The following is a 23,606-nucleotide window of genomic DNA, read 5'->3' as shown; positions in this document are numbered from 1 at the left end:
ACGCACCACGCGATTCAAATTTGCCGGTTTTGTTACTTTCGCGGAGGATACACGGTGATTTTGCGGCTAATGTTCTCATTCGTGACACAAAATAACGTTCTGATAATCGTTGTCATTGAACATCGCAACGGCATAATGCCCCGCCCACATCATTGCAGAGTCTAGGGAGCTAGCTTGTCTACGCCTGTCGAACCCTTGCGTTTGCTGCTACTGGCCGAAGAGCCAGCGTGGACAGCGTTATTGCGCGAGTGTCTGGCTCCGATGGGGAGCGCGGCGGTGCTGATCAGCGCGCCGAGCTGGGAGTCGGTCAGCAGTCTGTTCGAAGACAATCGCCACGCGGTGTTGTTGACCGTTCCCGCGCTGCAGCCGGCCCCGGGCCGTTGCAGCCTGCCGACGGTGTTGCTGCTGGAGCACGAACCCGCCACCGCGCCGGTGGGTGTCAGTGACTGGCTGGTGTTCGACGCGCTCGACGCCGGCATGCTGCGCCGCTGCCTGCGCCACGTGCGTGAGCGCGGCGTGCTGGAAAACACCCTGCAACGCCTCGCCGAACAGGATCCGCTGACCGGCATCGCCAATCGCCAGGGTTTCCAGACCTTGCTCGCGGCGCGCCTGGCGGAAAACGACGGTCGCGGTCTGGCCCTGGGGCATCTGGATCTCGACAACTTCCGTCACGCCAACGACGCCCTCGGCCATCAGGCCGGCGACCGGCTGATCCTGCAGGTCGTTGCGCGGCTGAAAAGTCAGTTGGAGGCCGGTGATCAGCTGGCCCGCCTGGGCAGCGATGAGTTTGCCCTGCTGATCGACACCCGCCGTGCGCCACAACGCGCCGAGTGGATGGCCGAACGCATCACCGAAGCCTTGTCCGAACCGTATTGGGTCGATGGCGAAAGCCTGTTGATCGGCTCCAGCCTCGGCATCGCCCACGCCCGTGCGCAGGGCGGCGCCGATCCGCTGATGTGGCACGCGCACATTGCCATGCAGCAGGCCAAGAGCACCCAGGGTTGCACGTTCCATATCTTCAACGAACGCATCAACCGCAACGCGCGGAGCATGGCCGACCTCGAAAGCGAACTGCGCCGGGCCTTGCGTCGTGATGAGCTGGAGTTGCACTACCAGCCACGCCTGAATCTGGCGGACGGGCAAATCGTCGGCCTTGAAGCGCTGGTGCGCTGGCGTCATGGCGAGCGTGGTCTGCTGCCGCCGAGCGAATTCGTGCCGCTCGCTGAACAAAGCGGTTTGATCGTGCCGCTGGGTTACTGGGTGATTTCCCGCGCCCTGCGTGACATGCAGGCGCTGCGCGAGCGCGGGCTGCCTGCGCTGCACATGGCAATCAACCTGTCGTTCCGCCAGTTTCAGGACAGTCAGTTGCTGCCGACGCTCAGTCGGCTGATTGCCGAGCGTGGGGTCGAGGCGCAGTGGCTGGAATTCGAACTCACCGAAACCGCCGTGATGCGCCGCAGCGATCTGGTCAAACAGACCATGGACGCCCTCGGCCGCCTCGGCGTGCGTTTCTCGCTGGATGACTTCGGCACCGGGTTCTCGTCGTTCGTGCACCTCAACAGCCTGCCGATCACCTTGCTGAAGATCGACAAGAGCTTCGTCGGCGGCATGGAACAGCGCGAAGAGAACCGCAAACTGGTGCACGCGATGATCAACCTCGCGCACAACCTGCATCTGGAAGTGGTGGCCGAAGGCGTGGAAACACCGGAACAGCTGGAGTTGTTGCGCGGCTTTGGCTGCGACCAGGTGCAGGGGTATCTGATCAGCCGGCCGTTGCCGTTGGCGGAGTTGGTTGAGTACCTGACGTTTGGCTCAAGTCAGCAGGTTTCTGTGGAGGCCGTTTAAAAGATCGCAGCCTGCGGCAGCTCCTACACAATTCCCTGTAGGAGCTGCCGAAGGCTGCGATCTTTTGATCCTAATCTGCGCGAACGGCCTCAAACCTCTGTGACACAGGCTCCAGCCGGATCATCCGCTTCATCTTCCATTCAAACGCCAGCGTCAGGCTCACCGCCGCACACGCCAGACCCAGCGCCAGACCCCACCAGACACCCGTCGGCCCCCAATGCAGGTGGAACGCCATCCACCACGCCGCCGGCGCGCCGATCAGCCAATAGCAACCGAGGCCGACCAGAAACGTGGTTTTTGCGTCCTTGAGTCCACGGATACAGCCCATGGCAATCGTCTGCGTACCGTCAAACAGTTCAAACCATGCCGCCACCGCCAGCAGGCTCACCGCCAGGCGGATCACCTCGGCAAACGCCGGGTCGTGGTGATCGAGGAACAAACCGACCAGTTGATTCGGCAACAGCCAGAACACCATGGCGAAACCCAGCATTACCACTGCACCGAAGACGATCCCGACCCGGCCGGACATGCGTGCATCGCTCAGTTGCCCGGCGCCGTAGTGCTGGCCGACGCGCATGGTGATCGCGTAGGACATCCCCGCCGGCACCATGAACGCTACCGAAACGATCTGCAGGGCAATCTGGTGTGCGCCCAGTTGCGTGCTGCCCATGGTCCCCATGCACAGCGCGGCGAAGGCGAACAAACCGACCTCCACGGCATAGGTGCCGCCAATCGGCAGGCCGAGTCGCCACAGTTCTTTCAGATACTGACGATTTGGCCGCGACAGGCCGGCGCGCAGCGGGTAAGCGTCGTAGGCCGGGTGCCGGCGGATGTGCCAGGCCAGCGCGAGCGCCATGCAGTTGGCAACGATTGCCGTGACCAGTCCGATGCCGGTCAGCCCCAGTTTCGGCAGGCCGAACAGGCCGGTGATCAGCGCGTAATTGAGCAGGAAGTTGGCCACGGTGCCGCCCAGGCTGATGACCATCACCGGCGTCGCCCGGCCGATCGCACTGGTAAAGCCGCGTAGGGCCATGAAGCTCAGATAGCCGGGCAGGGCAAAGGGCAGGGCGATGAGGAATTGCCCGGCGGCCTGGACGTTGGTTTCGGTTTGGCCGAACAGCAGTAACACCGGTTTCAGATTCCACAGCAGCAGACCGGCGCCCAGCGCCATCAGCCATGCCAGCCATAATCCGGCCTGAGTCAGGCGGGCCGCGCCGATGATGTCGCCGGCGCCCTGACGGATCGCCACCAGGGTGCCGACCGCCGCGATCACGCCGATGCAGAAAATCGACACGAACGAATAACTTGCCGCGCCCAGTCCGCCACCGGCCAGCGCCTCGGGACTCAGGCGCGCCATCATCAGCGTGTCGGTCAGCACCATCAGCATGTGCGCCAACTGTGAAGCAATCAACGGCCCCGCCAGCCGCAGGATGGCCCAGAGTTCGGTACGCACAGGATGCTGCATGGTCATCACCACCCATCAATCAAAGGGAACAAGAGACCGTCGATTCTCGGCGCTTGGCAGGGTTTGCACAAAAGGATAAAAAGGATGGGTGGCATGATTAAAACTCATCATGAATAAACCTCGCCGGGGTGGCCGGATGCCGCCAAAGGAGCTTTGTGTATGTCCCGTCGTCTTCCACCCTTGTATGCCCTGCGCGCATTCGAAGCGGCGGCGCGGCACAGCTCGTTCACCCGGGCGGCCGAGGAGTTGTCGATCACCCAGAGTGCCGTCAGCCGGCACATCAAGACGCTGGAAGAACATTTTGCCTGCAAGCTGTTTCACCGCAGCGGACGCAACCTGCAACTGACGGAATCGGCGCGGATGTTGTTGCCCGGCATCCGCGAGGGCTTTGCAGCCCTCGAACGCGCCTGCAATACCTTGCGCGCTGAGGACGACATCCTGCGCATGAAAGCGCCATCGACCCTGACCATGCGCTGGCTGCTGGCGCGACTCAGTCGTTTCCGCCATCTGCAACCGGGCAACGAAGTGCAACTGACCAGTGCCTGGATGGACGTGGACTCGGTGGATTTCAACAATGAGCCATTCGATTGCGCGGTACTGCTCAGTGACGGGCACTTCCCGCCGGACTGGGAGGCCAGCCTGCTGTTTCCCGAAGAACTGATCCCGGTCGGCGCGCCGAACCTGCTGAACGATCAACCCTGGGATGTGGCGCGGCTGGCCTCCACCGAGTTGCTGCACCCGACCCCGGACCGGCGTGACTGGCGCAGTTGGCTGGAGCACATGGGGCTGTCCGATCAGGTCTCGCTCAAGGGCGGGCAGGTGTTCGATACCCTCGAACTGGGCATGATCGCTGCAGCCCGAGGCTATGGGGTGTCGATGGGGGATCTGCTGATGGTCGCCGAGGATGTGGCGCAGGGCCGCTTGAGCCTGCCGTGGCCGACTGCCGTCGCCAGTGGCCTGAATTACTACCTGGTGTGGCCGAAAACCCGTCCGGGAGGTGAACGTTTGCGCCGCCTCAGTGATTTTCTGCAAGGCGAAGTGCGCGCCATGTCGCTGCCGCAGGTCAAGCGCTTGAGCTGAAACGTTAGAGCCGCCACAATGCCGGCCTTGCGCCATAACCCCGCTATTTACTCAAGTATTCGGTTTGACCGCCGAAAATGAGCATGTGGGACCGTCGTGCCGGTCTCCACGATTCCACCCCCATTATTAGAATTTTCCGAGCAGGTGCTGCGATCAAGGAGGATCCGGTGGCTCGGCCAGGAGCTGTTCATGTCTCAACCTCGCGCTCGGATCGCTTCGCAGCTGGGCCTCGCGCTCGCTGTGATACTGGCGATCGTCATCAGCGGCAGTACGGTATTTGCCCTGCGTTCGCTGGATTCCGCCAATCTCGCCACCCGTGAAGAACACCTCGCCAGTGAGGCGCGGCTGCTGGCTGACCAGTTGAGCACCTTCCACGGCACGCTGCGCGAGAGCACGCAGCGCCTGAGCGGGTTGTTCGAGAAGCGCTTCAGCGCGGGCCTGAGCATTCACCCGGATGAACCGGTGAACGTCGCCGGCACCCAGACCCCGGGCCTGCACCTGGGCAGTGAAGTGCTGAACAACAACTTCAAGGAAGTCGACGAGTTCAAGCAGATGACCGCTGGGGTCGCCACGCTGTTCGTGCGCAGCGGCGAAGACTTCGTGCGCGTCAGCACCTCGCTGACCAAACAGGACGGCACGCGCGCCATCGGCACCTTGCTCGATCATGCGCACCCCGCCTATGCCAGGTTGATGGCGGGGCAGGGCTACGTCGGCCGTGCCTTGTTGTTCGATCGTTCCTACATGACCCAATACACCCCGGTGCGCGACAGCAGCGGCAAGGTGATCGCGGTGTTGTTCGTTGGTTTTGACTACACCGATGCGCAGAACGCCCAGTTTGCCAATCTCAAGCGTTTCCGCATCGGCCAGACCGGTTCGTTGGCGTTGCTGGATGAGCAGAATAAATGGCTGGTGGCGCCCGCCGGCGTGCAAGCGCTTGATCAGGCCGTTCCGGTGATCAAGGGTCTGGCGGCGAAACCGGGCAAGGGTGAGTTCTGGAGCGACACCTCTGAGGACTTTTACAGCATTGCTGTTCCGTTCGAGGGCGGGCCGTGGTCGGTGGTGGCGAGCATGCCGAAAACCGAGATCCGCGCGGTGACCTGGAGCGTCGGTACGCAACTGGCTATCGGCAGTCTGCTGGCGATGTTGTTGGCGGTCGGTTCGGTGGTCTGGCTGCTGCGCAGCAAACTGGCGCCATTGAGCGATCTGGTACGTCAGGCCGAAGCCTTGGGCGCCGGTGATCTGAGCGTGCGCCTGAACGTGTCGAGCAATGACGAGATCGGCCAGCTGTCCCGCGCGTTCAACCAGATGAGCCAGGCGCTGTCGACCATGGTCGAGCACATCCGCCGCGCTTCGCAAGAGGTCAACAGCCGCGCCCAGGCACTGTCCGGTTTGTCCGGTGGTGCGTACGAAGGCATGGAACAGCAGTCCGGCGAAATCACCAGCATGGCCGGCGCGGTGGAAGAGTTCAGCGCCACTTCGCTGAACATTGCCGACAACATGGGCGCGACTCAGCGTCTGGCGCAGGAAAATGCCCAGCAAACGCAGATCGGTCGCAGCTCGATGGAAGAAGCCTCGTCCTCGCTGGAGCAAATCGCTGGCGCGCTGAACACCACGGCGTCCGTGATCAACACGCTGGGTCAGCGCTCTCAGGAGATTGGCGGCATCGTCAGTGTGATCACTTCGATTGCCGAACAGACCAACCTGCTGGCGCTCAACGCGGCGATTGAAGCGGCGCGGGCCGGTGAACAGGGCCGTGGTTTTGCTGTGGTGGCCGATGAAGTGCGTAACCTGGCGTCGCGCACCCGTCAGGCGACCGATGAAATTTCCGGGATGATCCACAGCATCCAGCAGGAAACCGGCAACGCCATCAGCACCATGGAGCAGGGCAATGTGCTGATGCAGGAAGGCCTGTCGCGCAACGCCAACGTGGCGTCGGCGCTGGCGCGGATCGATGAGCAGAGCCGTTCGGCAGGGCAGCAGTTTGCAGCGATTACCACGGCGACGCAGGAGCAGAGTAGCACCGCGACATTGTTGAGCAGCAATTTGCAGAGCATTGCGCTGGCCAACAGTGAGCAGCGTGAGGTTGTGTCGAACCTGGCTGTTACGGCTAGAGAGCTGGAGAAACTGGCGGCGGACTTGCGTTCCGAGGTTGATCGCTTTCGTTGATACAGCCTTGATATAGCTTTCGCGAGCAAGCTCGTTCCCACAGTTTCCGGCGTGAATCACAGATTCTGTGAACACCCGAGATCCCTGTGGGAGCGAGCTTGCTCGCGAATGGATCCCCGCCAATTCTTGGGAAATCACACGATCGCAAGCTCCATTGCACTTGCTGAAACGTTTCCGCAGCGCTATAAAAATGGCACAACTCCAATAAAGGCTGCTGCCATGACCCCGCTCAAATTCGCCGTTGCCCTCGGCGCACTCTCTGCTGCTACCCACGCGATGGCTTGGGATTACGTACTCCTCGATACCAACAAGCCCGCGCAAAACTGGACGATCACCAGTGAGCAGCTCGGTGTGAAAACCGGCAAACCTTTCTCCATAAGCTTGCGCACCCTGCACGGTGGGCGACAGGAAGGTGTCAGCATCGTCGATATCGATAACGGCACGATGAAACTCTCGGTGGTGCCAACCCGCGGCATGAATGTCCTGCAGGCCTCCGTCGGCAATGTACGCATGGGTTGGGATTCGCCGGTCAAGGACGTGGTCAACCCGGCCTTCATCGAACTCAATGGGCGCGGTGGTCTGGGCTGGCTGGAAGGCTTCAATGAACTGGTGACCCGCTGCGGTTACGAATGGGTCGGCCATCCCGGCATGGACAATGGCGAGTTGCTGACCCTGCATGGCCGCGCTGCCAATATCCCGGCCAGCAGCGTCACGCTGCACATCGATGAAAAACCACCCTATGCCATCAGCCTGCGCGGCGAACTCAAAGAGCAGGCGTTCAAGAAAGTCGACTTTTCGGTGATGACGGAGCTTGTCACTGAGCCCGGCAGCACCCGTTTTGCCCTTAACGATACGCTGACCAACAACGGCGATTATCCAAAGGAATACCAGGCGCTGTACCACAGTAACTTCAGCACGCCGTTCCTCGAGCAGGGCGCGCGGTTCGCGGCACCGGTGAAACAGGTCTCGCCCTTCAACGACAAGGCCAAAGCCGAGTTGGCCGACTGGCAGACCTATCGCGGGCCGACCAAGGACTATGACGAAACCGTCTACAACGTCATACCCTACGCCGACGCCAAAGGCGAAACCTTGACCGTGCTGCATGACAAGGCTGGCAGCCTCGGTGTCTCCGTCGGCTTCAATACCCGGCAGCTGCCGGTATTTTCTCTGTGGAAAAACACCGACACCCAAGGGCAGGGCTATGTCACGGGCCTTGAGCCGGGAACCAGTTTTTCCTACAACCGCCGCTATCAGCGTCCGCTGAACCTGGTACCGACCATTGCGCCAAAGGCCAGCCAACAGTTTCAGATCAGCTACAGCCTGCTGGCAGACAAAAGCGCTGTGGATAACGCATTGAAGCGCGTGACCGAGATTCAGGCCGGGCGCGAAACCGAAGTACGGCAGGCGCCGCTGGTGGATTTGACCGAGCATTAAGGCGTTGCCGGGCGGTATTGCAGCGCCTCGGCCAAGTGCTCACGCTTGATCGCATCCACTTGCTCAAGGTCCGCCAGTGTGCGCGCAACCTTGAGCAAGCGATGTGCCGAACGCAGTGAGAGTGTCAACCGTTCACAGGCTGACTCGAGCCATTTCTCATCGGCTGTGGATAACTGGCAGTGCCGCTTGAGCGCCGGTAGATCAAGAAAGGCGTTGGCACAACGCTGGCGTTTTTGCTGGCGTTCTCGTGCCTCGGCCACCACGGCTGCCGCACTGGCACTGTCCTCGCCCGGTTTGACCAATGGATTCAACGCCGTTGCCTCCCGCGCCACCGTCAGGTGCAGATCGATCCGATCCAGCAACGGCCCCGAGAGCTTGTTACGGTAGCGCTGCACCATGTCTGGTGTGCACGAACACTTGCCGCTCGGCTCGCCCAGATATCCACAGGGGCAGGGGTTCATCGCTGCCACCAGCTGGAAACGCGCGGGGAATCGCACGCGATCCTTGGCTCTGGCGATCACGATATATCCGGATTCCAGAGGTTCGCGCAGTACCTCCAATACCTTGCGATCAAATTCCGGAAGCTCGTCGAGAAACAGCACGCCGTGGTGGGCGAGGGTGATTTCGCCGGGTTGTGGTTTCGAGCTGCTGTGACATTTGGGAATAGATGCAACGCACCTACGCTGTGCTCCGCATTCTGTCGTATGATTCGCCCAAATATTACGCAACTCAAACATGCTAATAGGTGCAACTGGCCGCATTATGGATAGCAATAGCTGCAACCAGCCTCGGTTCTCAGTTGCGAGGCGCATAAAATCTACGACGCGTAGCCTTTCCGGAGTGTTTGCTTTTCGCGGACAAGGCGTTGCCTTCGAGTCCATGTTGGAGCGTGACTTCCTCAGTCGGATGGATTTCAGGAAGGATGTTCTGACTGTGGTCTCGCAGCCGGTTCAACTGGATTTCGTTGCTCGCAGCGGCCGATCCTATACTTATACCCCGGATTATCTGGTTCATTTCCATTCTCACACCCATCTGCGCCCCATGCTCGTGGAGGTCAAACCGGCAGAGAACTGGCGTGAGAACTGGCGCGACCTGCTACCAAAATGGAAGGCAGCGTTGCGTTATGCGAAGGAGCGAGGTTGGCGCTTCCATATCTATGACGAATCGCGGATCAGAGGCCAATCACTGAAGAACATCCAGTACTTAGAACGATTCAAGAACGCGGATTACGCGGATCAGGATCTGGACGCCATCATTCGCACGGTCGCTTTCAAGGGCATTGCATCAATCAGCTATCTCGTGGCGCTGCACTTTCAAGGCGCTGAAGCTCTGGGCAAATCGCATATCTTTCATCTCATCGCGACCCGTCAGTTGGATTGCGATATTTCCGGGCCTCTGAGCGATTCGTTAGAAGTCATGGTGGCCGAATGAATGACTTCGTTAGTGAACAGCCTAAGAGAGGCAAGATTGACCGGTCTTTCGTAAATATCGCGCCCGGCCAGGTTGCTTGCTATCAGAAAGAGACCTTCCGGATTACCCAGATATTAGATTTCCAATCCGTGCTGGCGATCAATGTCGAAACCGGGCAACCGAAGGTGCTTCAAATCGGCGAGCTCAAGCCGTTTCTTGGTGACAAGGTAAGAGGGCCCTACGCAGATTACGATTTAGAGGATATCGGTGCTGAGGAATGGGCCATCGCGCAGAAACGCTACGCGGTCATCGCCCCACTCCTGAGCATTGAAGGTCAGTCACGTAGCGTGGTCGAGCAACGTGCGAAAGACGCCGGTGTTGATGCGGTTACGGTTTACAGATGGCTGCGCCGTTACAAAGAGCAAGGCGAAGTTACCGCACTGATCCCACTTAAGCGTGGGTGGGGCAAAGGTCGTTCCAGGATCTCTGAGGGCGTCGAGAAGGTTATTGCCGAGACCATCGACGATTTTTACCTGACCGAACAACGCCCGGATGTTGCCTCAACGGTTTATGAGGTCCGAAAGCGTTGCAAGGCTTTGAAGCTGTCTCCTCCAACCGTGTCGACGGTGCAGGCGCGCATCAAGAACATTCCTGATCGGACGCGTTTGCGAAGACGCGGCGATAAAGAACTCGCGGGCAACAAATATGACCCGCGCCCAGGCGGACTTAACACTGAGTACCCGCTCCAGATCGTGCAGATCGACCACACGCCGGCGGATATGATCATTGTCGACGACGTTCACCGGCGCCCCATCGGTCGTCCTTGGTTGACGCTGGCAATCTGCGTGTATTCGCGAATGGTGACCGGCTACTACCTGTCGATGGATGCCCCCTCTGCGGTCTCGGTGGCAATGTGCGTTGTCCATTCAATCCTACCTAAGGAAAAGTGGCTGGCACTTCATGGGGTGGATGCTGAATGGCCGGTGTGGGGGAAAATGGGCACGCTGCACAGTGACAACGGTGCTGATTTCAAGACCAATAGCCTTGTGCAGTCCTGTGTGAACCACAATATCCGTCGTGACTTCAGGCCGAAGAAAAACCCGCAATGGGGTGGACACATTGAGCGCTGGATGGGCACATTCGCCGGCATCAACAAAAAAGATCGGGGCGCAACCTTTAGCAATCCTGCCGAGCGTCGTGAATATGACTCTGAGAAGCAGTCGATCTACACGTTTGCAGAATACGAGCAGCGGTTGGTCAGAAACCTCATCAAGTACAACAATAAATTCCATGAAGAGATCGACATGGCGCCGATCAAGAAATGGAATCTGGCATTTTTCGGAGATAAAGAGCACGACCCGATTGTGCCACTACCGCCCAGGGTCGCGGATCCGTGGGGTTTCCAACTCGACTTCTTGCCTGCGACGCTGCGAACCATTCACCCCTATGGCGTGGAAATGGACGCGATGTATTTCGCTGAAGCACTGCGGCCGTGGATAGGTGCAACCGATCCTAAAACAGGCAAGGCTCGAAAATTCCTTTTTCGCCGCGACCCTCGTGACATTAATCGAATCTGGTTCTACGACCCGGCGTTGAGAGAGCACTTTGAGGTACCGATCATTCGTGGCAGATACGCCGGCGTAACGGTGGGCGAGTACGTCAACGCCAAGAAAAAAGCGAGGAAGGCCGGCCGCGACGCGGTCAACCACGACGTTATCGAACGGATGTTGGACGAAAACAAGCAGCAGGAAACTGAGGCTGCCGTGCGCACCAAGCAGGCTCGCAAAAGTGTTCAGAAGCGGACGAACAACACCAAACAAACTACGCCGGCTCGGCCCACGCCGCACGTCGAGCCCAAGTTGCCACCTATTGGGTTACCTGAATCGCCGCAACTGTTGTCGGTGGATGAAGTGGACACTTTTGGAGAAGTCTGGTGACCAATTACGCCCATATCACACCGCAGTTCAGAGACGTGATGGAAAAGTCCGATCTTGATCGGCTCGCATTCCTGGATGAGCCGCGCTGGGTTGATTACCAGGCGGCTAACAACCTGATGGACATCCTCAATGGCTTGCTACGCAAGCCCGAGCGTCCTCGCATGCCAAACCTCATGCTTGTCGGTGAGTCCAATACAGGCAAAACCACGGTGGTCACCCGGTTCAAGGAGCTATCAGGGCAGCCGTACGTCAGTGACGATGCGGTCAGCGTGCGGCCAGTGATTTGCGCTGAAGTTCACAAGCCTGATGAGCGAGAGCTGTATAACGCCATTCTTCGAGAGTTCTGGGCACCCCACAACCCCGTCGCGCCGCTGGAAAAGCTTCGACATCAGGCCATTCATCTCTTGCGTGATGCGCGTACTCGCATGCTCATTCTTGACGAAGTGCATACGATCAACAACGGATCGGCTGCCAAGCGCATGGATGTCATGAACGAATTGAAGATGCTGTCGAACATCCTCCACATTCCTTTGGTGTTGGTCGGCACCCGGACGGCACTTCAGCTACTGGTCCTGGATTCGCAGTATTCAAGCCGGTTTGAGGTTGTCTCGCTGCCCAACTGGTCGGTCAATGCCGAGTTTCAGCGTTTCCTGAAAAGCTTCGAATCAGTGCTCCCTCTCAAATTCGCTTCAAAACTGTACTCGTCGGAGCTCACCCCGCTCATTCACGCGATCTCCAATGGCAACACGGGCAACATCGAATACCTTTTACGTGAGTGTGCAAGGGAGGCGATTCGAAACGGTTCGGAAGTGATTGACCGTCGACTGCTGGAGAAAAACCAATGGATGCGTCCTACCAGTGCAGATGGGGTGCGGGAGCGCGTCCTTTAAATCCGGTCTGGCCGATGGTGCCAGCTCTTCTGCAGGACGAAGTTATCTCCTCCTGGCTAATGCGATGTGCTTTGGCCCAAGGTTGCGATGCCACGACGCTAACAGGCGAGGTCTGGCCTAGGCTGAGGTACTGGTGCAACGATCCGGACAGAGATTTATCCATTGAACAGTCGCAGCATCTGACCCGCCTTTCTGGCATTCCCACAGCAGCGCTTCAAGCGGCCACTTTACAGCCGCTGTATCAGTTGATGACGGGAACTGCGGAATTCCCAAGAGGGATAGCGCCCTGGTTTCTCTGTCTGGGGTGCCGGAATCGACGTCGCAGCGGTGGCCTTCAGTACTGCCCAAAATGCTTCAAGGAACGACTTCCTCATTACCTGATACAGGATCGGCTGGCGTGGCACAGCGCATGTCCACTGCACCAGGTGATTCTGCTGGACCGCTGTGAATGCTGCCATGCGCCATTATGCCCTCATCTGCTTGCACCACCTGAGCAGACGCTAGGTCGGTGCCATCGCTGCGGATATGAGCTGGGCTTCGCGTCAACTGACAGGGCACCGATCCAGGCTCTGAGTTTCCAGCTTGCGGCTGATGAGCTGTTTTCCAAACCTACCCTGCGGTATGGCGAGAACCATCTGCTTCTGACTGAATGGTTTGCTCTGTCGCGATGGATGATTGGTATATTGCGCACCGCCGCGCGCGCACCCAGCCCCTGCACGGAGATGTTTTTCCGTGAGCTTGGTGTGAACCTGGCCGAACTCAGGCCTCCTCCAACGGGCTTGCCATTCGAGTATTTGTCACCCGTGGACCGCGCAGGCCTCTTGGCACACGTCTGGAGCATGCTGGAGGTCGGTCCCGAGCGCTTGATGGCCGTGGCCGAGCGGGAGCGCGTGCGCCCATCGCTGTTGCTGCCGCGCTCGGGAGAGTTACCGGCCTCACTTGCTAGACTTGGCGCAGTGCTGAAAAGCAGTCGACGCCGTAACTACAACCTCGCCCCAGTCCGAACCCCGCGCTCTGTGAAAAGCGTATTGATGAGATGGCGACGATTGCTCAGGAAGTTTCAACGATGACACCTCCGGAACTGCCACTGAAATGCGATGAATGCCAATGCATCGCATCGAAGATTCACCGGATCCACAAGGGACGGCGATTCTGCAACACGTGCTATGCCCGACTGTTCAAGCGCCGATTGTGTTCCGGCTGTGACAATTTCGCCCGGCTCCCCGTATTTGAAAAAGACGCCAAATGCATCCGCTGCGAGTCGAGAGCGCCTTGTGTACGGTGCAAGAAGACCGGGAAGCCGGTCGGATTGATGACGGTCTATGGCCCAGCATGTGCCAGCTGTGCACATCACTTTTCCGAACCTGAGCCTTGCCACCGATGCGGCAAGCTATCAACAAAACTAACCCGAGTCCTAGCGATCGATCCCGATGTTCGCTGCTGCGCTCAATGCGCACGGGCAGGCGCGGCAACGTGCCCGGATTGCCGGCATCACCGTTTCTTGGTCCAGTGCAACGATGGTCTGATGCGGTGTAAATTGTGCGCTGAAAAAGGCAAAGTTCAGTGTGCCAGCTGCACCCGGTTGATGCCGGCGGGACGCAAAAACGAATGCGAGACCTGCGCCTGGGAAAAGAGCCTTGATCGTCGCGCGCATATTCATGTCGAACTGTTCGCCCATGCCAGCACGCGTCAACGCTTCAATGAGTTCTGCCTGTGGCTCAAAAGTCAGATGGGGGCGCAGAAGGCTGCGCTGAAACTCAAACACTACGTGCCCTTTTTCAGCTTCCTGGATGCGCATTCCGTAGGTTTACCCTCGTACGTTTTCCTGCTCGAACATTTCAGTGCAGAGGGGCTTCGTAGGATGCAGACCCCAATGCTATGGCTCAGTGAGCGGTACGGTGTCGCGGCCGATGAGCAACTGCGCAACCAACACTCCGAAAAACGCCGAATTCAAGAGTTGATCGAATCGACGCCCGCCGGCGTTGGCTTGGAAGCACTGCTGGGTTACCGAGAGTATCTTCGGACCAAACAAGGCGACGGATCTACGTCGATCAGTTCTGTTCGGCTTTCCTTGCGTGCCGCGAAAAACGTATTGGCTTCAGCGTCACAGCAGTTCGATACGTTGCCCACGCAGAAGACGGTAACGGCATATCTCACTCAGTCGCCGGGACAGCGTGCGACCGCGCAGGGCTTCATCAGTTATCTGAACCGAACCCATGGACTCAGCCTTACAACAGAACTCAGCGAGCGTGCGGTAGCAAGGGCGAAAAATCGTAAGCTTGAGGCCACGCTATACAACTTGTACTCCACCGGTGGCGAAGGTGAAGCCTACGAGCGTGCATGGATCAAGGCCGCACTGATGCTGTTGCATGGGTTGAGGAGCGTGAATAAGAAGAGGTTCTCGTATAGCGCTCTCGTGGTGAAGGGAGTAGCTGGTTTTAATGTGGTGATCAACGTTCAAACGTATTGGGTACCTAGCTTTACCTCCGGTACTTCCTTGTTAAGTGATCCTATGATCTGAGGCTGATTGATATCAGATCGATCGAGATGAGACACAAATCGAGGGCTACATGCCCAATGCACTGAAGCATCCACTTTCATTTTTTGCCGATGGAGCTTTGGATAACCCTATCCAAACGGATGGAGCAGTCGTTGTGAGTTTGCGATGAGTGTTTTTGCGACGCTCGATGTCGCTCGAATCCGAGGTGTATCAAAGTTATGGAGTTTATGTTCGGAGCATAAACTCCATAATTTCAGTACAAATCCCGTCACTGCTCAGATGAGGGTGACGCCCAAGCGGTAGAAGGCGTAGAAGATCGTTGTGCCGATGTCAGAGTGATGCCGAAATATGTTGTGCGGATGTCTCAACGGCGTTTTCAGGTTACGGAAGTTACCGTTGGCAAACCGGATCTCAGCGCAAATTCTGGAGATCTCGACCAGCGCTTCGGCCTCGTTGTTGATTTCCACTAGAAGCCCTGAAATTTTCTCTTCACTGTACACGGTGTCTTTTCGAATTTTCTTGCGCTGTAGTTCAAACAGGTAGAAAGAGCGGCCCCTAATCTTGATGCGCGCAACCAAGATACCTCGACGGTGGTTAGCATTTTCTTTGTAAGAAAGCCATGTTCTATTCTTATCTTTGGGCGCTTCGGATGGGGTAAACGCCGCCAGTGTTAGTAATCTGAAGTCTTCGCTTTGCACGAAACCCTGACGCTCTGACTGCCACGCCAAGCTAGAGAAGCGGTTTTTGCCCAGGTGGTGTCGAAGCTTATCCCAAACAGTTTGAAGTGCGCCTCCATCACCCAAGACCCGCTTTGCGACAGCAGTGAATTTGCCGACGCCTTTGTTGTAGCCCTGCGGGTCTCCAGTGGAGAGCACCTTGGTCGTGCCCGGCGGGACCAGAATGGCCTTTTTCTTTGAAAGCGATCGCTCGTCAAATGAAACGGTATGGGGGCATTCCGGCCCGAGAATTTCAAACCCAGGATCGGGCTTTGACCATCGAGCAGATCCTTGATCGGGTTCCTGACGGTCGGTGATCAGAAACGGGTCCTGTGGCTTTTCCGTTTCAATCTTGACCCTCATCGTGTCGAGAAGGGTTGGATCTTGTTCAGAATCATCCTTGGAATATTTGACCCGGTTTATCTCGTAGGGATGATCCTGTGGCTGACTCATACCTGTGACTTCGTAGCACAGAAATGTGGTGCGATTGTTGATCCAGCGGCCACGAACCTTGACCTTTGCAGGGCCCTGGAACCACGGCTTAACCCGCAAACTCATTTCCTTCATGCGCTTGCCGTATGCATTGTCCAGTTCGGCGTAGAGCAGCTTGGCGGCCTCTTCGGTGTAATTGTTGTAAAGGGCGTATGCGAGAAACAGCCCATCGTCGTCAGGAACATTGGGATGTGGTTTTACAAGCCAGCTGTTGGGGTCTTTCTGGGTATCGGCATAGAGAAGCTCCCGCACCTTGGGCCATGGGTAGGTCGTCAGTATCCGCGCCATGTCCGACGTGCTGCCATAACACCGGTACAGAAATTCAATACAGGGGATCAGGAGGTTTTTGCCTTTCGGTAGGGGAAAGCTGAGAAACTCGGTCAGTGCCTTATCTGTTGGCTGGCTTCTAAGCGGATAATCGATCTTGAAATAGGGAACGGGTTGGTGATTGCCTTTGATACTGACGTAGGACCAGACACCTTCAGTGAAATCCACAGAAAACTCTTGGTCTTTACCCAGGTCCGTTTCGGCAATGCATTTTCCCCCTTGCCAAATGGTCCCCAGACGAAAGCTTCCCAGCCGGCTTACGCCGATCAACGCAGGCGTCACGCCGGCAGGCTCATCGTTGCGGTCTAAAAACCGAAAGATGACCTCCACAAAGGGAATGCTTTCAGCTTCGAAATTTTTTCTAATGCGCTCGTAAGACCAGACCACCACTGTTCCATTGCGGATGTGCTTGATGGCATCGCCATCTTCGGTAGTACAAAGGTTGTCGCGGGGAGGAACTCGCTTGATTCGATGAAACAATTCGCAACTCCGAATATGCAGGAGCATCACGCTCGTCGCTGATTAGTGGCTGACTAAGCGTGGACTCGTGCATATCGTCCTGATCATTTGAAGCTCCGTCAGAGGGGCTGTACGTTACCTGCAAAAAAGGATCAGCACCAAGTCGGCACCTCATGCATGCCGATCATTTTCTTTAGCATCTGTGAAACAGAGTCAGAACGACATCCCTTCCGATGCTTGAGCAAGAAGCTGCTCCACCTGACGGAATCCAACGGTTGTGGAGAGCATCTCAATCGAGCTTTTACCCAAGAAATGGGACTTCGGTTTTGACAGCCAGCGCAGAGCCTTGTCAGTGTCGCCAAAAAAGGACTCGGCTAAGGCAATGGTATGTGCCAGGCGAAACAGGTGGTCACTTTGACTCGCGGTTAATCGCTCACCTGTGGCCAGCTTTGTCGTAATAGTTGGGGTGGGAAGGATTGCGTCCAGAGTACCGGAGCTGATGAGCCCTAAGTCGCTCATTGCCGTAAGGGCGGTTGCCTCAAAGCCAGCGTCGATCATCTCGTGAATTTGCTGTGCAGTCGCGTCGACCGGGATATTGAGAAGAACATTCATACGGTTTCGGTAACTGTCATGAGCTTGAGCGCGTAAGACGTCGGTGCCCCTTGCAGACTCACGCTTCATGGCGCGTACGGGTGTCAGGATTATCGTGTCGCCGGCGACGGTGATAGCCAGCTCATCCCCGATGCCCAGACCCATTTCCTGCAACAGGGCGGGAGGTAAATCGACGATGACATCGTCACTGCCGTCTTGGGTGGCCTGGGTTTGAACGTACCAGTGTCTGTCTTTCTTCATATCATCCACCTGACGTGCAGTCTGCGATAAAGGATGCCCTATGCTCGCGCGTGCAACGGCATCTGTCATGGATAAAAAGAGCCTTCGCAGGATGCCGGGGCTTGAATGCGATCAGTGGTCCACTCGGTTTGAGCCCGAAGGCGCTGGCTGTGGCTCGCTCAACTCAAACTCAGTAAATCACTCAGCGTAATTCTCTGGCGCGTGCCCGTGCCGAGCAGCACGTACAAAGTATTTCTGGTAAAAAAGAGCCCTTCGTCCTCGTATCTCAGTTGAAACGTGCTGCGAACCCAGTCACCTCGGTTAAAGCGCTCGCGACTGTCGAGCACAACGTTGCGCGCATAGATCAGCACTGGTTCGAGGCCACGGGAGCGTAAGGCGTCGTAATCCTCGCCGCAGGATTCCAGCTCCAGCAAGGTCCAGTCCCGAACCAGGCAGTACGAATACTCGCCAAAATTGCTTTGTATAAAGTCGATTGCATCTTCAACTGACAAGTCGCATCCGTTGATGCTCTCTCCTTGCCCACTCAACAGTTGCTGTAGCCGTAAGAGATCCATTCGCGCAAGCCCCCCTTAGAGAATACTCGTTCGACTGAGCGCCGGCGGTTGTTCAGTGAGACCGCCGGAGTTACGTAGAGATGGTGATAGCGTGTATCGCCGATTGGCAAGCAGGCCTGTTGGGTGCCTCGTGATGCAGCGATGGCGTAGAGGATTGGGCGTCCTTTCCAATGCCGTCTCGGCATTTTTCAGTGTGCGTCCCCAGACCTGCCTGCGCGAGCCGTCCAGATGATCTCCGAACGGCCGGTACGCTACGCCCTAAACGCTACGCGCGATCACCACCTTCATCTGCGGCGTCCAGTAATTTCTCCAGTGCTTCATAGCCTTCGTCTCGGCGCATGAGAAAGCCGATGACATCGTCGGCATCGAATCTGAATGGCTCAGAATCCAGGACTGTCCTGAAAAACGTGTTTGCTAGAACGATACCGCCCTGATTCAGCCAAAGCTCTGCTTTTCTACCATCGAGTTGATCAAAAAATACCGATAAAACCGCAGTCGCCAATGGGCGCATTTCGCTGGACGATGAGGAAAGCTCCCAATGCCAGCGTCCCTTGGTAGGGCAAAACGTTGGGCTATCATCGCTCAGCATGTAGTTCCAATTGTTGCTTTCCCACATCCAAGGCGCGGGCTGAAGCAGAGTTGGGGGAGTGCCTTCTCTATAGACGGTCACTTCATGGTTTCGACCATTACCCCAAACTTCAACTGGTCGGGTCTGGAAATATTTTAGGGCGCGCTCGCGAAGTTTGAAGGCTGCCAGTCGAGCGTTGACGCCACTTTGCACCTGCGCAGGTGTCCTGCCCTCGGCCACTTCCATCACTGCCGTTCCGAGATCAATGTTCAGTTGATGCAGAGGTTGCAGATCTAGGTAGAGGCGTCCGATCAAAGGCTCAGGCAACTGGTCAGCACACCCCGCTTCCAGGATGACTGGCACAATCCGCACGCCCGGTTCATAAGCGATCTCGGCAAGCATTTTCAGCTCACGGTGCAACCCCGAACCTTTCTGTTGGGCGGCTCTGATGTAGTCCTGGTCACACAGGCATAAGATCTGGACTGGGCGCTTGGACAAGGCTTTAGCGATAACGCCATCGATTGAATCTCCGTAGGCGATGCTATCCCTATCCCAAAATACGTCATGGTTCCAACTTATTTGGGTGAGGACGCGCTGGCGTACCCACTCTTTGTTCTCAAACCCGTTGCCCCAGGCGTAGGAAATGAAGATGTGGCCACGGTTTTCTACTTCAGTCATTTTTCCAAGTCTTCTGTAACGAGGGAGCGACATCACCAGGTCGCCGGTCTGGGGTGACGAATGCGACGCACACGTCAACAGAAAGACCTTACCGAGGAATGATGAAGGCTAAAAGCCATCGTATTGGAAATTATTGAGCTTTATGGGGTGGTTGTTCGGGTAGCGCCTGATGGGTAGCGGATGAGGCGGCCAGCAAACAGCGTCAGTTGTGCACTGAGTCTCTGTTGGTGTTGCCAGTTACTTTGCTAGTTTCTGAATAGATCTCTACATATTTATTAATGGGCGAAAACAAGCTCACTTTGACGTGTCGGAAATTTCCGCCACTCCCGTCAGTGTTTATTGCCACGCCTAAAGTTAGTTTAAGGTCGAGTTCTCTATCGCGACGATCAATATTGTTTGTTTGCGTTATTAATAATGTTGATGTTTGAACGGTCTTTCAGCCCTATCGTTTTGGGTGCTTGGTGTCGCAGTTTCTACAGCTGCTGCCGCTCGTCGATTGGTTCAATAAAATCAAGGAAATTCGAGAGAAATACTGGACAAAAACCCACCATGGGCGATACTCTTACGTATAACTTAACGTAAGGAGTTTGAAATACTCTTTACGCTTCAAAATGGAATGGAGTCCTCATATGTTAGCTCGCAATGATTCAGCCTTTTAGTTGCACTGCTTAGGGCAGGAATTGGTTTCATGAGTTGACGACTCTGAGAAACAACCTTATGGCAGGATATATAAAATGGCGAATGGAAAAGTACTCAGGCAACTTGTAAAAGCGGGTGCTGTCGGAGATATGGCGGCGTTCCGTCGTGCATCTGAAGCTATCATCGAAGAAGAGCGCCAAAAGCAACATCACTTATTGGCAAATGATTTAGAGCAGATCCTTTATGGTGGGGATATGCATGTCCAGTCTGCACGTAAACCGCAGTTTACTGCGGACATTCCTGTGGACAAGGAACGTGGACTTCCTTTGCTTGATATCAGGCCACCCAAGCGCTCGTTGGAGGAGATCATCCTTCCCGAAAGCAGTGCCTCTATGATCGACGAGATGCTGGAAGAGCATCGACGCGCAGAGGTGCTTCGTAGCTATGGCATGAAGCCATCCGGCAAAGTGATTTTCTTTGGCCCGCCTGGATGCGGTAAGACCTTGGCTGCTGAAGTCATCGCTTTCGAACTGGATCGCCCGCTGGCAATTGTTCGTCTCGATGCATTGGTCTCCTCGTTTCTGGGTGAAACAGCCGCGAATTTACGCAAGGTCTTTGATTTCATTGCGAAACATCAGTTAATCGTTCTTTTCGACGAGTTTGATGCCATTGGTAAAGAGCGTGGTGATAGCGGTGAGCACGGCGAGCTACGCCGCGTAGTTAATGCGGTGTTGCAGATGATGGACGCCTACGACGGGCAAAGCCTTATTCTGGCAGCAACTAACCACGAAAATATTCTGGATTCGGCAATTTGGCGCCGGTTTGATGACGCCATTGAGTTTCCGCTGCCTGATCACAAGCAGCTGATGGCATTGTTACAGCTGAAGTTGCGTGGGACCCGTCGTCAGTTCGAACTGGATGATCCCGAGTTACTAAAAGAATTCGATGGAAAAAGCGGTGCGGATGTGGAACGTGTTGTCCGGCGCGCTGTGAAGCGTATGATATTGCGTAATCAGGAGTTCCTCACGATCAAAGAACTACGTAACGCACTGGTGCGGGAGGGACTCCGCAAGCACTAACCTGCTATCAAGGACGATGAATTGGCAACTTACAAACACCTGAGTTTTGAGCGCGAAAACCTGGACAATCGTCGTCGGACGAAAAATCCCCCCAAGTTCACCAAGCGCGATGACTTGCGGGGGCATGGCCAGAAGCTTAACGGCTATTTTGCGACGGCAGCGGGTGTTGCTGCAAAGCAGCACAAGTCTGCCGAGAACTCCCCGTTTGTATTCAAGTTGCAGTACGACGGCGCGATGACGTTTGAAAATCTCCAGAAGCATGGCCTGGAATTCATCAGTCAGGAGGGCAAGCAGGTTTGTGTGGTGTTTGCGACCGAGGCCGGCCTGGCCATCTTTCAAGACCACCTGAACAAGTTGGGCGTGCTCGGGCAGAATGTCAGCTACAAGCAGATTCTGGAAGCCATCGAGGGTATCGATGCGTGGTCCGCCGAGGACCGCAAAAGCTGGGCCTTACGCCATATCGGCCTTCCAGACTCTGAAACATTCACACTGGACGTCGAACTCTGGCCACACCACGTCACCAATCATCCGGCACGCATTCGCCTTTGCGCCTCGTTCGAAAAGTGGCTGGCGGACAACGGCATCAAGACGATCCACAAGCTCAACTTCGACAGCTTGGTGATGTACCGCGTCGAGGTGAGTGATGTTCAAGCACAAGGGCTGCTCAACCATAGTGACGTGCGCATGGTTGACCTCATTCCCCAGACTGGCATCTCTTACCCGCAGCTGAACCGTGACATTGCTCAGATCCCGGCAAACATTCCACGCCCTGCCGACGATGCGGCGCGGGTGTGCATCCTGGACAGCGGTATCAACACTAACCATCCGTTGCTTCGATCGGCAATTGCAGAAAGTGAGTCATTCGTGGCGGGTCAGGACGCATTCGATGAGGCTGGCCACGGGACAGCCGTCGCCGGGATTGCGCTTTATGGCGACGTAGAAGCCTGTGATCGAAGCAACTTCTGGAATCCGCAAATCTGGCTTTACAACGGTAAGGTCATGCGCAAATGCCCAGACACCCACAATGCTATTTATGACGAGCACACGGTAGAAGCGACTCTGACAGAGGCCGTTGAGCATTTCGTGGGACTGGGCTGCCGCATCTTCAATTTGTCGCTGGGAAATACCAATGCGCCTTACGACGGTACACACATTCGCGGTCTGGCCTACATCCTCGATGTGCTTGCGCGTAAACACAACGTGCTGTTTGTCGTTTCTACCGGCAACTTCATGGGCTCTGAGGATCCGGCCGTACCGATAAAAAGCTGGCGGGACGAGTATCCGGAATACCTGCTGCACGAACGCAGTGTCATCATTGACCCGGCACCTGCGTTGAATGTGCTGACCGTCGGCAGCATTTCCCGCCACGACGCCACTTTCGACAGCCAGCGACACCCCGAGATCCATCAGCTGTCTCCGGCATCGGAGAACCAACCCTCACCGTTCACCCGACATGGCCCGTCGGTGAAAGGGGCTCTAAAGCCGGAGTTGGTCGCTCATGGTGGCAACCTGGCGTGTCCGGTGCATTACAACAATCAGCAGTGGAAGACCGACATGCGCGGTCTGGGCGTGCTGACGATGAACCATCAGTTCCAAGGCAATACGCTGTTCAAGGAACTCAGTGGCACTAGTTTCTCTGCGCCTTACATCACTCATTTGGCAGGGCGTCTGCTCAATGAATACCCGGAGGCTTCAGCCAATCTTCTGCGAGCCATGCTCGTGAACCATGCGTCTCTGTCGAGCGAGGTGGAGAGCACTTTCTCGGAGGAGATGCGCAAGGGTTACAAAGCCAATAAAGCGACCTACAACCGCGAGATTTCCCGCGATGTGGGTGGATACGGCCAAGTGAGTGAAAGTGACTTGTTCCGATCCTCGGATCAATGCGTTGTATTGATGTGCGAAGAGAGCATCGAGAAGGATGCCTGCCAGTTTTATGAGCTGCCTCTTCCTGCTACCTACCTGCGCAAGACGCGGGGTCTTAGGGAGTTGTGCGTCACGCTGGCCTACTCGCCGGCAGTGCGTACCACTCGCCTGGACTATCTTGCGACTCAGATCAGTTTCCGTTTGGTCAAAGGGGCTTCCCTGGACGAGGTGCAGGGCTACTTCAACAGGGACAAGCAGGAGGAAAATGAGACCCGTAGTGACGACGCCGAGCCGAACCGGGATATCTCCGCTCAACTGAGAAGTCGAGGTACGGTGCAGTCATCCAAGTGGACCTTCAAGCAACGCAATCCTGCTGAGAAATGGTTTGTCGTCGTGATTCGTCAAGATCGGGAGTGGAATCACCCGGACGTATTGGACAAAGAACCCTATTCGCTCGTGGTGACAGTAGCTGATCGCGATAACGAGCGGGCTCAGTTGTACACAGAGATCCAAGCCCAGCTCGAACTGCAGCTCCAGGCACGAGAAGAGGCCCGGCAGCGGGCGGCATTTTAGTCGGTTGAAGCTGCGTTACTTCATGAGATGCTCTCTGTTGTAGAGACCGGACGTCGGGGAAGATGGGCTGACGATTTCC

Annotated in this window: 16 protein-coding genes and 1 pseudogene; 11 read left to right on the top strand and 6 right to left on the bottom strand. The window is 56.5% G+C overall.

Annotation, left to right across the window (positions count from 1 at the left end; translation table 11 throughout):
* Window positions 1-174: 174 nt before the first annotated feature.
* On the top strand, window positions 175-1,845 hold the full coding sequence (locus B1722_RS10560) for a bifunctional diguanylate cyclase/phosphodiesterase (RefSeq protein ID WP_041071967.1): 1,671 nt from the start codon (window positions 175-177) through the stop codon (window positions 1,843-1,845).
* Between the two features lie 70 nt (window positions 1,846-1,915).
* On the opposite strand, the gene B1722_RS10555 is transcribed toward B1722_RS10560, so the two are convergent.
* The gene (locus B1722_RS10555) at window positions 1,916-3,310 is read right to left on the bottom strand and encodes a NorM family multidrug efflux MATE transporter (RefSeq protein ID WP_041072180.1); all 1,395 of its coding nucleotides are present in this window, start codon (window positions 3,308-3,310) and stop codon (window positions 1,916-1,918) included.
* A gap of 159 nt (window positions 3,311-3,469) precedes the next feature.
* Between B1722_RS10555 and B1722_RS10550 the strand changes: the two genes are divergently transcribed.
* The 3 genes from B1722_RS10550 (at window position 3,470) to B1722_RS10540 (ending at window position 7,990) form a co-directional block, all read left to right on the top strand.
* On the top strand, window positions 3,470-4,390 hold the full coding sequence (locus B1722_RS10550; RefSeq protein WP_041071969.1) for a LysR substrate-binding domain-containing protein: 921 nt from the start codon (window positions 3,470-3,472) through the stop codon (window positions 4,388-4,390).
* Between the two features lie 189 nt (window positions 4,391-4,579).
* Entirely contained in the window at window positions 4,580-6,556 is a 1,977-nt protein-coding gene (locus B1722_RS10545; protein ID WP_086792413.1) for a methyl-accepting chemotaxis protein, read from the top strand.
* A 219-nt stretch (window positions 6,557-6,775) separates the two neighbouring features.
* Window positions 6,776-7,990, top strand: coding sequence for an aldose 1-epimerase family protein (locus B1722_RS10540; protein ID WP_086792411.1), 1,215 nt, complete (start codon window positions 6,776-6,778; stop codon window positions 7,988-7,990).
* Here B1722_RS10540 and B1722_RS10535 read toward each other — a convergent pair.
* Window positions 7,987-8,634 (bottom strand): annotated as a pseudogene (locus B1722_RS10535) (ATP-binding protein); the annotation flags it as partial. The gene B1722_RS10540 and the pseudogene B1722_RS10535 sit on opposite strands and share 4 nt — an antisense overlap.
* A gap of 235 nt (window positions 8,635-8,869) precedes the next feature.
* Between B1722_RS10535 and B1722_RS10530 the strand changes: the two are divergent.
* The 5 genes from B1722_RS10530 to B1722_RS10505 all read left to right on the top strand — a co-directional run bounded on the left by B1722_RS10530 (window position 8,870) and on the right by B1722_RS10505 (window position 14,748).
* Window positions 8,870-9,421 (top strand): TnsA endonuclease N-terminal domain-containing protein, encoded by a 552-nt coding sequence (locus B1722_RS10530; RefSeq protein ID WP_034139805.1) that lies wholly within the window; start codon window positions 8,870-8,872, stop codon window positions 9,419-9,421.
* Complete coding sequence (locus B1722_RS10525) at window positions 9,418-11,337, top strand: Mu transposase C-terminal domain-containing protein (protein WP_034139804.1); 1,920 nt, start codon at window positions 9,418-9,420, stop codon at window positions 11,335-11,337. The genes B1722_RS10530 and B1722_RS10525 overlap by 4 nt, the downstream gene beginning before the upstream one ends.
* Complete coding sequence (locus B1722_RS10520) at window positions 11,334-12,227, top strand: TniB family NTP-binding protein (RefSeq protein WP_086792409.1); 894 nt, start codon at window positions 11,334-11,336, stop codon at window positions 12,225-12,227. The genes B1722_RS10525 and B1722_RS10520 overlap by 4 nt, the downstream gene beginning before the upstream one ends.
* Window positions 12,179-13,297 (top strand): TniQ family protein, encoded by a 1,119-nt coding sequence (locus tag B1722_RS30105; RefSeq protein ID WP_080761498.1) that lies wholly within the window; start codon window positions 12,179-12,181, stop codon window positions 13,295-13,297. Before B1722_RS10520 ends, B1722_RS30105 begins: the two co-directional genes overlap by 49 nt.
* Window positions 13,298-13,752: 455 nt before the next feature.
* Window positions 13,753-14,748, top strand: coding sequence for a hypothetical protein (locus B1722_RS10505; RefSeq protein WP_256578842.1), 996 nt, complete (start codon window positions 13,753-13,755; stop codon window positions 14,746-14,748).
* A 254-nt stretch (window positions 14,749-15,002) separates the two neighbouring features.
* On the opposite strand, the gene B1722_RS10500 is transcribed toward B1722_RS10505, so the two are convergent.
* From B1722_RS10500 to B1722_RS10485, 4 genes are all read right to left on the bottom strand, one after another.
* Entirely contained in the window at window positions 15,003-16,742 is a 1,740-nt protein-coding gene (locus B1722_RS10500) for a hypothetical protein (RefSeq protein ID WP_034139918.1), read from the bottom strand.
* A gap of 192 nt (window positions 16,743-16,934) precedes the next feature.
* Entirely contained in the window at window positions 16,935-17,573 is a 639-nt protein-coding gene (locus B1722_RS10495; RefSeq protein WP_239778396.1) for an antitoxin Xre/MbcA/ParS toxin-binding domain-containing protein, read from the bottom strand.
* A 158-nt stretch (window positions 17,574-17,731) separates the two neighbouring features.
* Window positions 17,732-18,064, bottom strand: a complete 333-nt coding sequence (locus B1722_RS10490) for a hypothetical protein (protein WP_239778395.1) — start codon at window positions 18,062-18,064, stop codon at window positions 17,732-17,734.
* A gap of 328 nt (window positions 18,065-18,392) precedes the next feature.
* Window positions 18,393-19,373, bottom strand: coding sequence for a toll/interleukin-1 receptor domain-containing protein (locus B1722_RS10485; protein ID WP_034139801.1), 981 nt, complete (start codon window positions 19,371-19,373; stop codon window positions 18,393-18,395).
* A gap of 734 nt (window positions 19,374-20,107) precedes the next feature.
* On the opposite strand from B1722_RS10485, the gene B1722_RS10480 reads away from it, so the two are divergent.
* Together B1722_RS10480 and B1722_RS10475 are read left to right on the top strand one after the other, a co-directional pair.
* Window positions 20,108-21,091, top strand: coding sequence for an AAA family ATPase (locus B1722_RS10480; RefSeq protein WP_034139800.1), 984 nt, complete (start codon window positions 20,108-20,110; stop codon window positions 21,089-21,091).
* A 21-nt stretch (window positions 21,092-21,112) separates the two neighbouring features.
* The gene (locus B1722_RS10475) at window positions 21,113-23,527 is read left to right on the top strand and encodes a S8 family peptidase (RefSeq protein WP_034139799.1); all 2,415 of its coding nucleotides are present in this window, start codon (window positions 21,113-21,115) and stop codon (window positions 23,525-23,527) included.
* Window positions 23,528-23,606 lie beyond the last annotated feature (79 nt).

This window comes from Pseudomonas sp. SCPG-7 (assembly GCF_002156405.1).
GTDB lineage: Bacteria > Pseudomonadota > Gammaproteobacteria > Pseudomonadales > Pseudomonadaceae > Aquipseudomonas > Aquipseudomonas parakoreensis.
The sequence above is the reverse complement of the archived record's forward strand: the minus strand, read 5'-3'. Positions and strand labels throughout refer to the sequence as shown.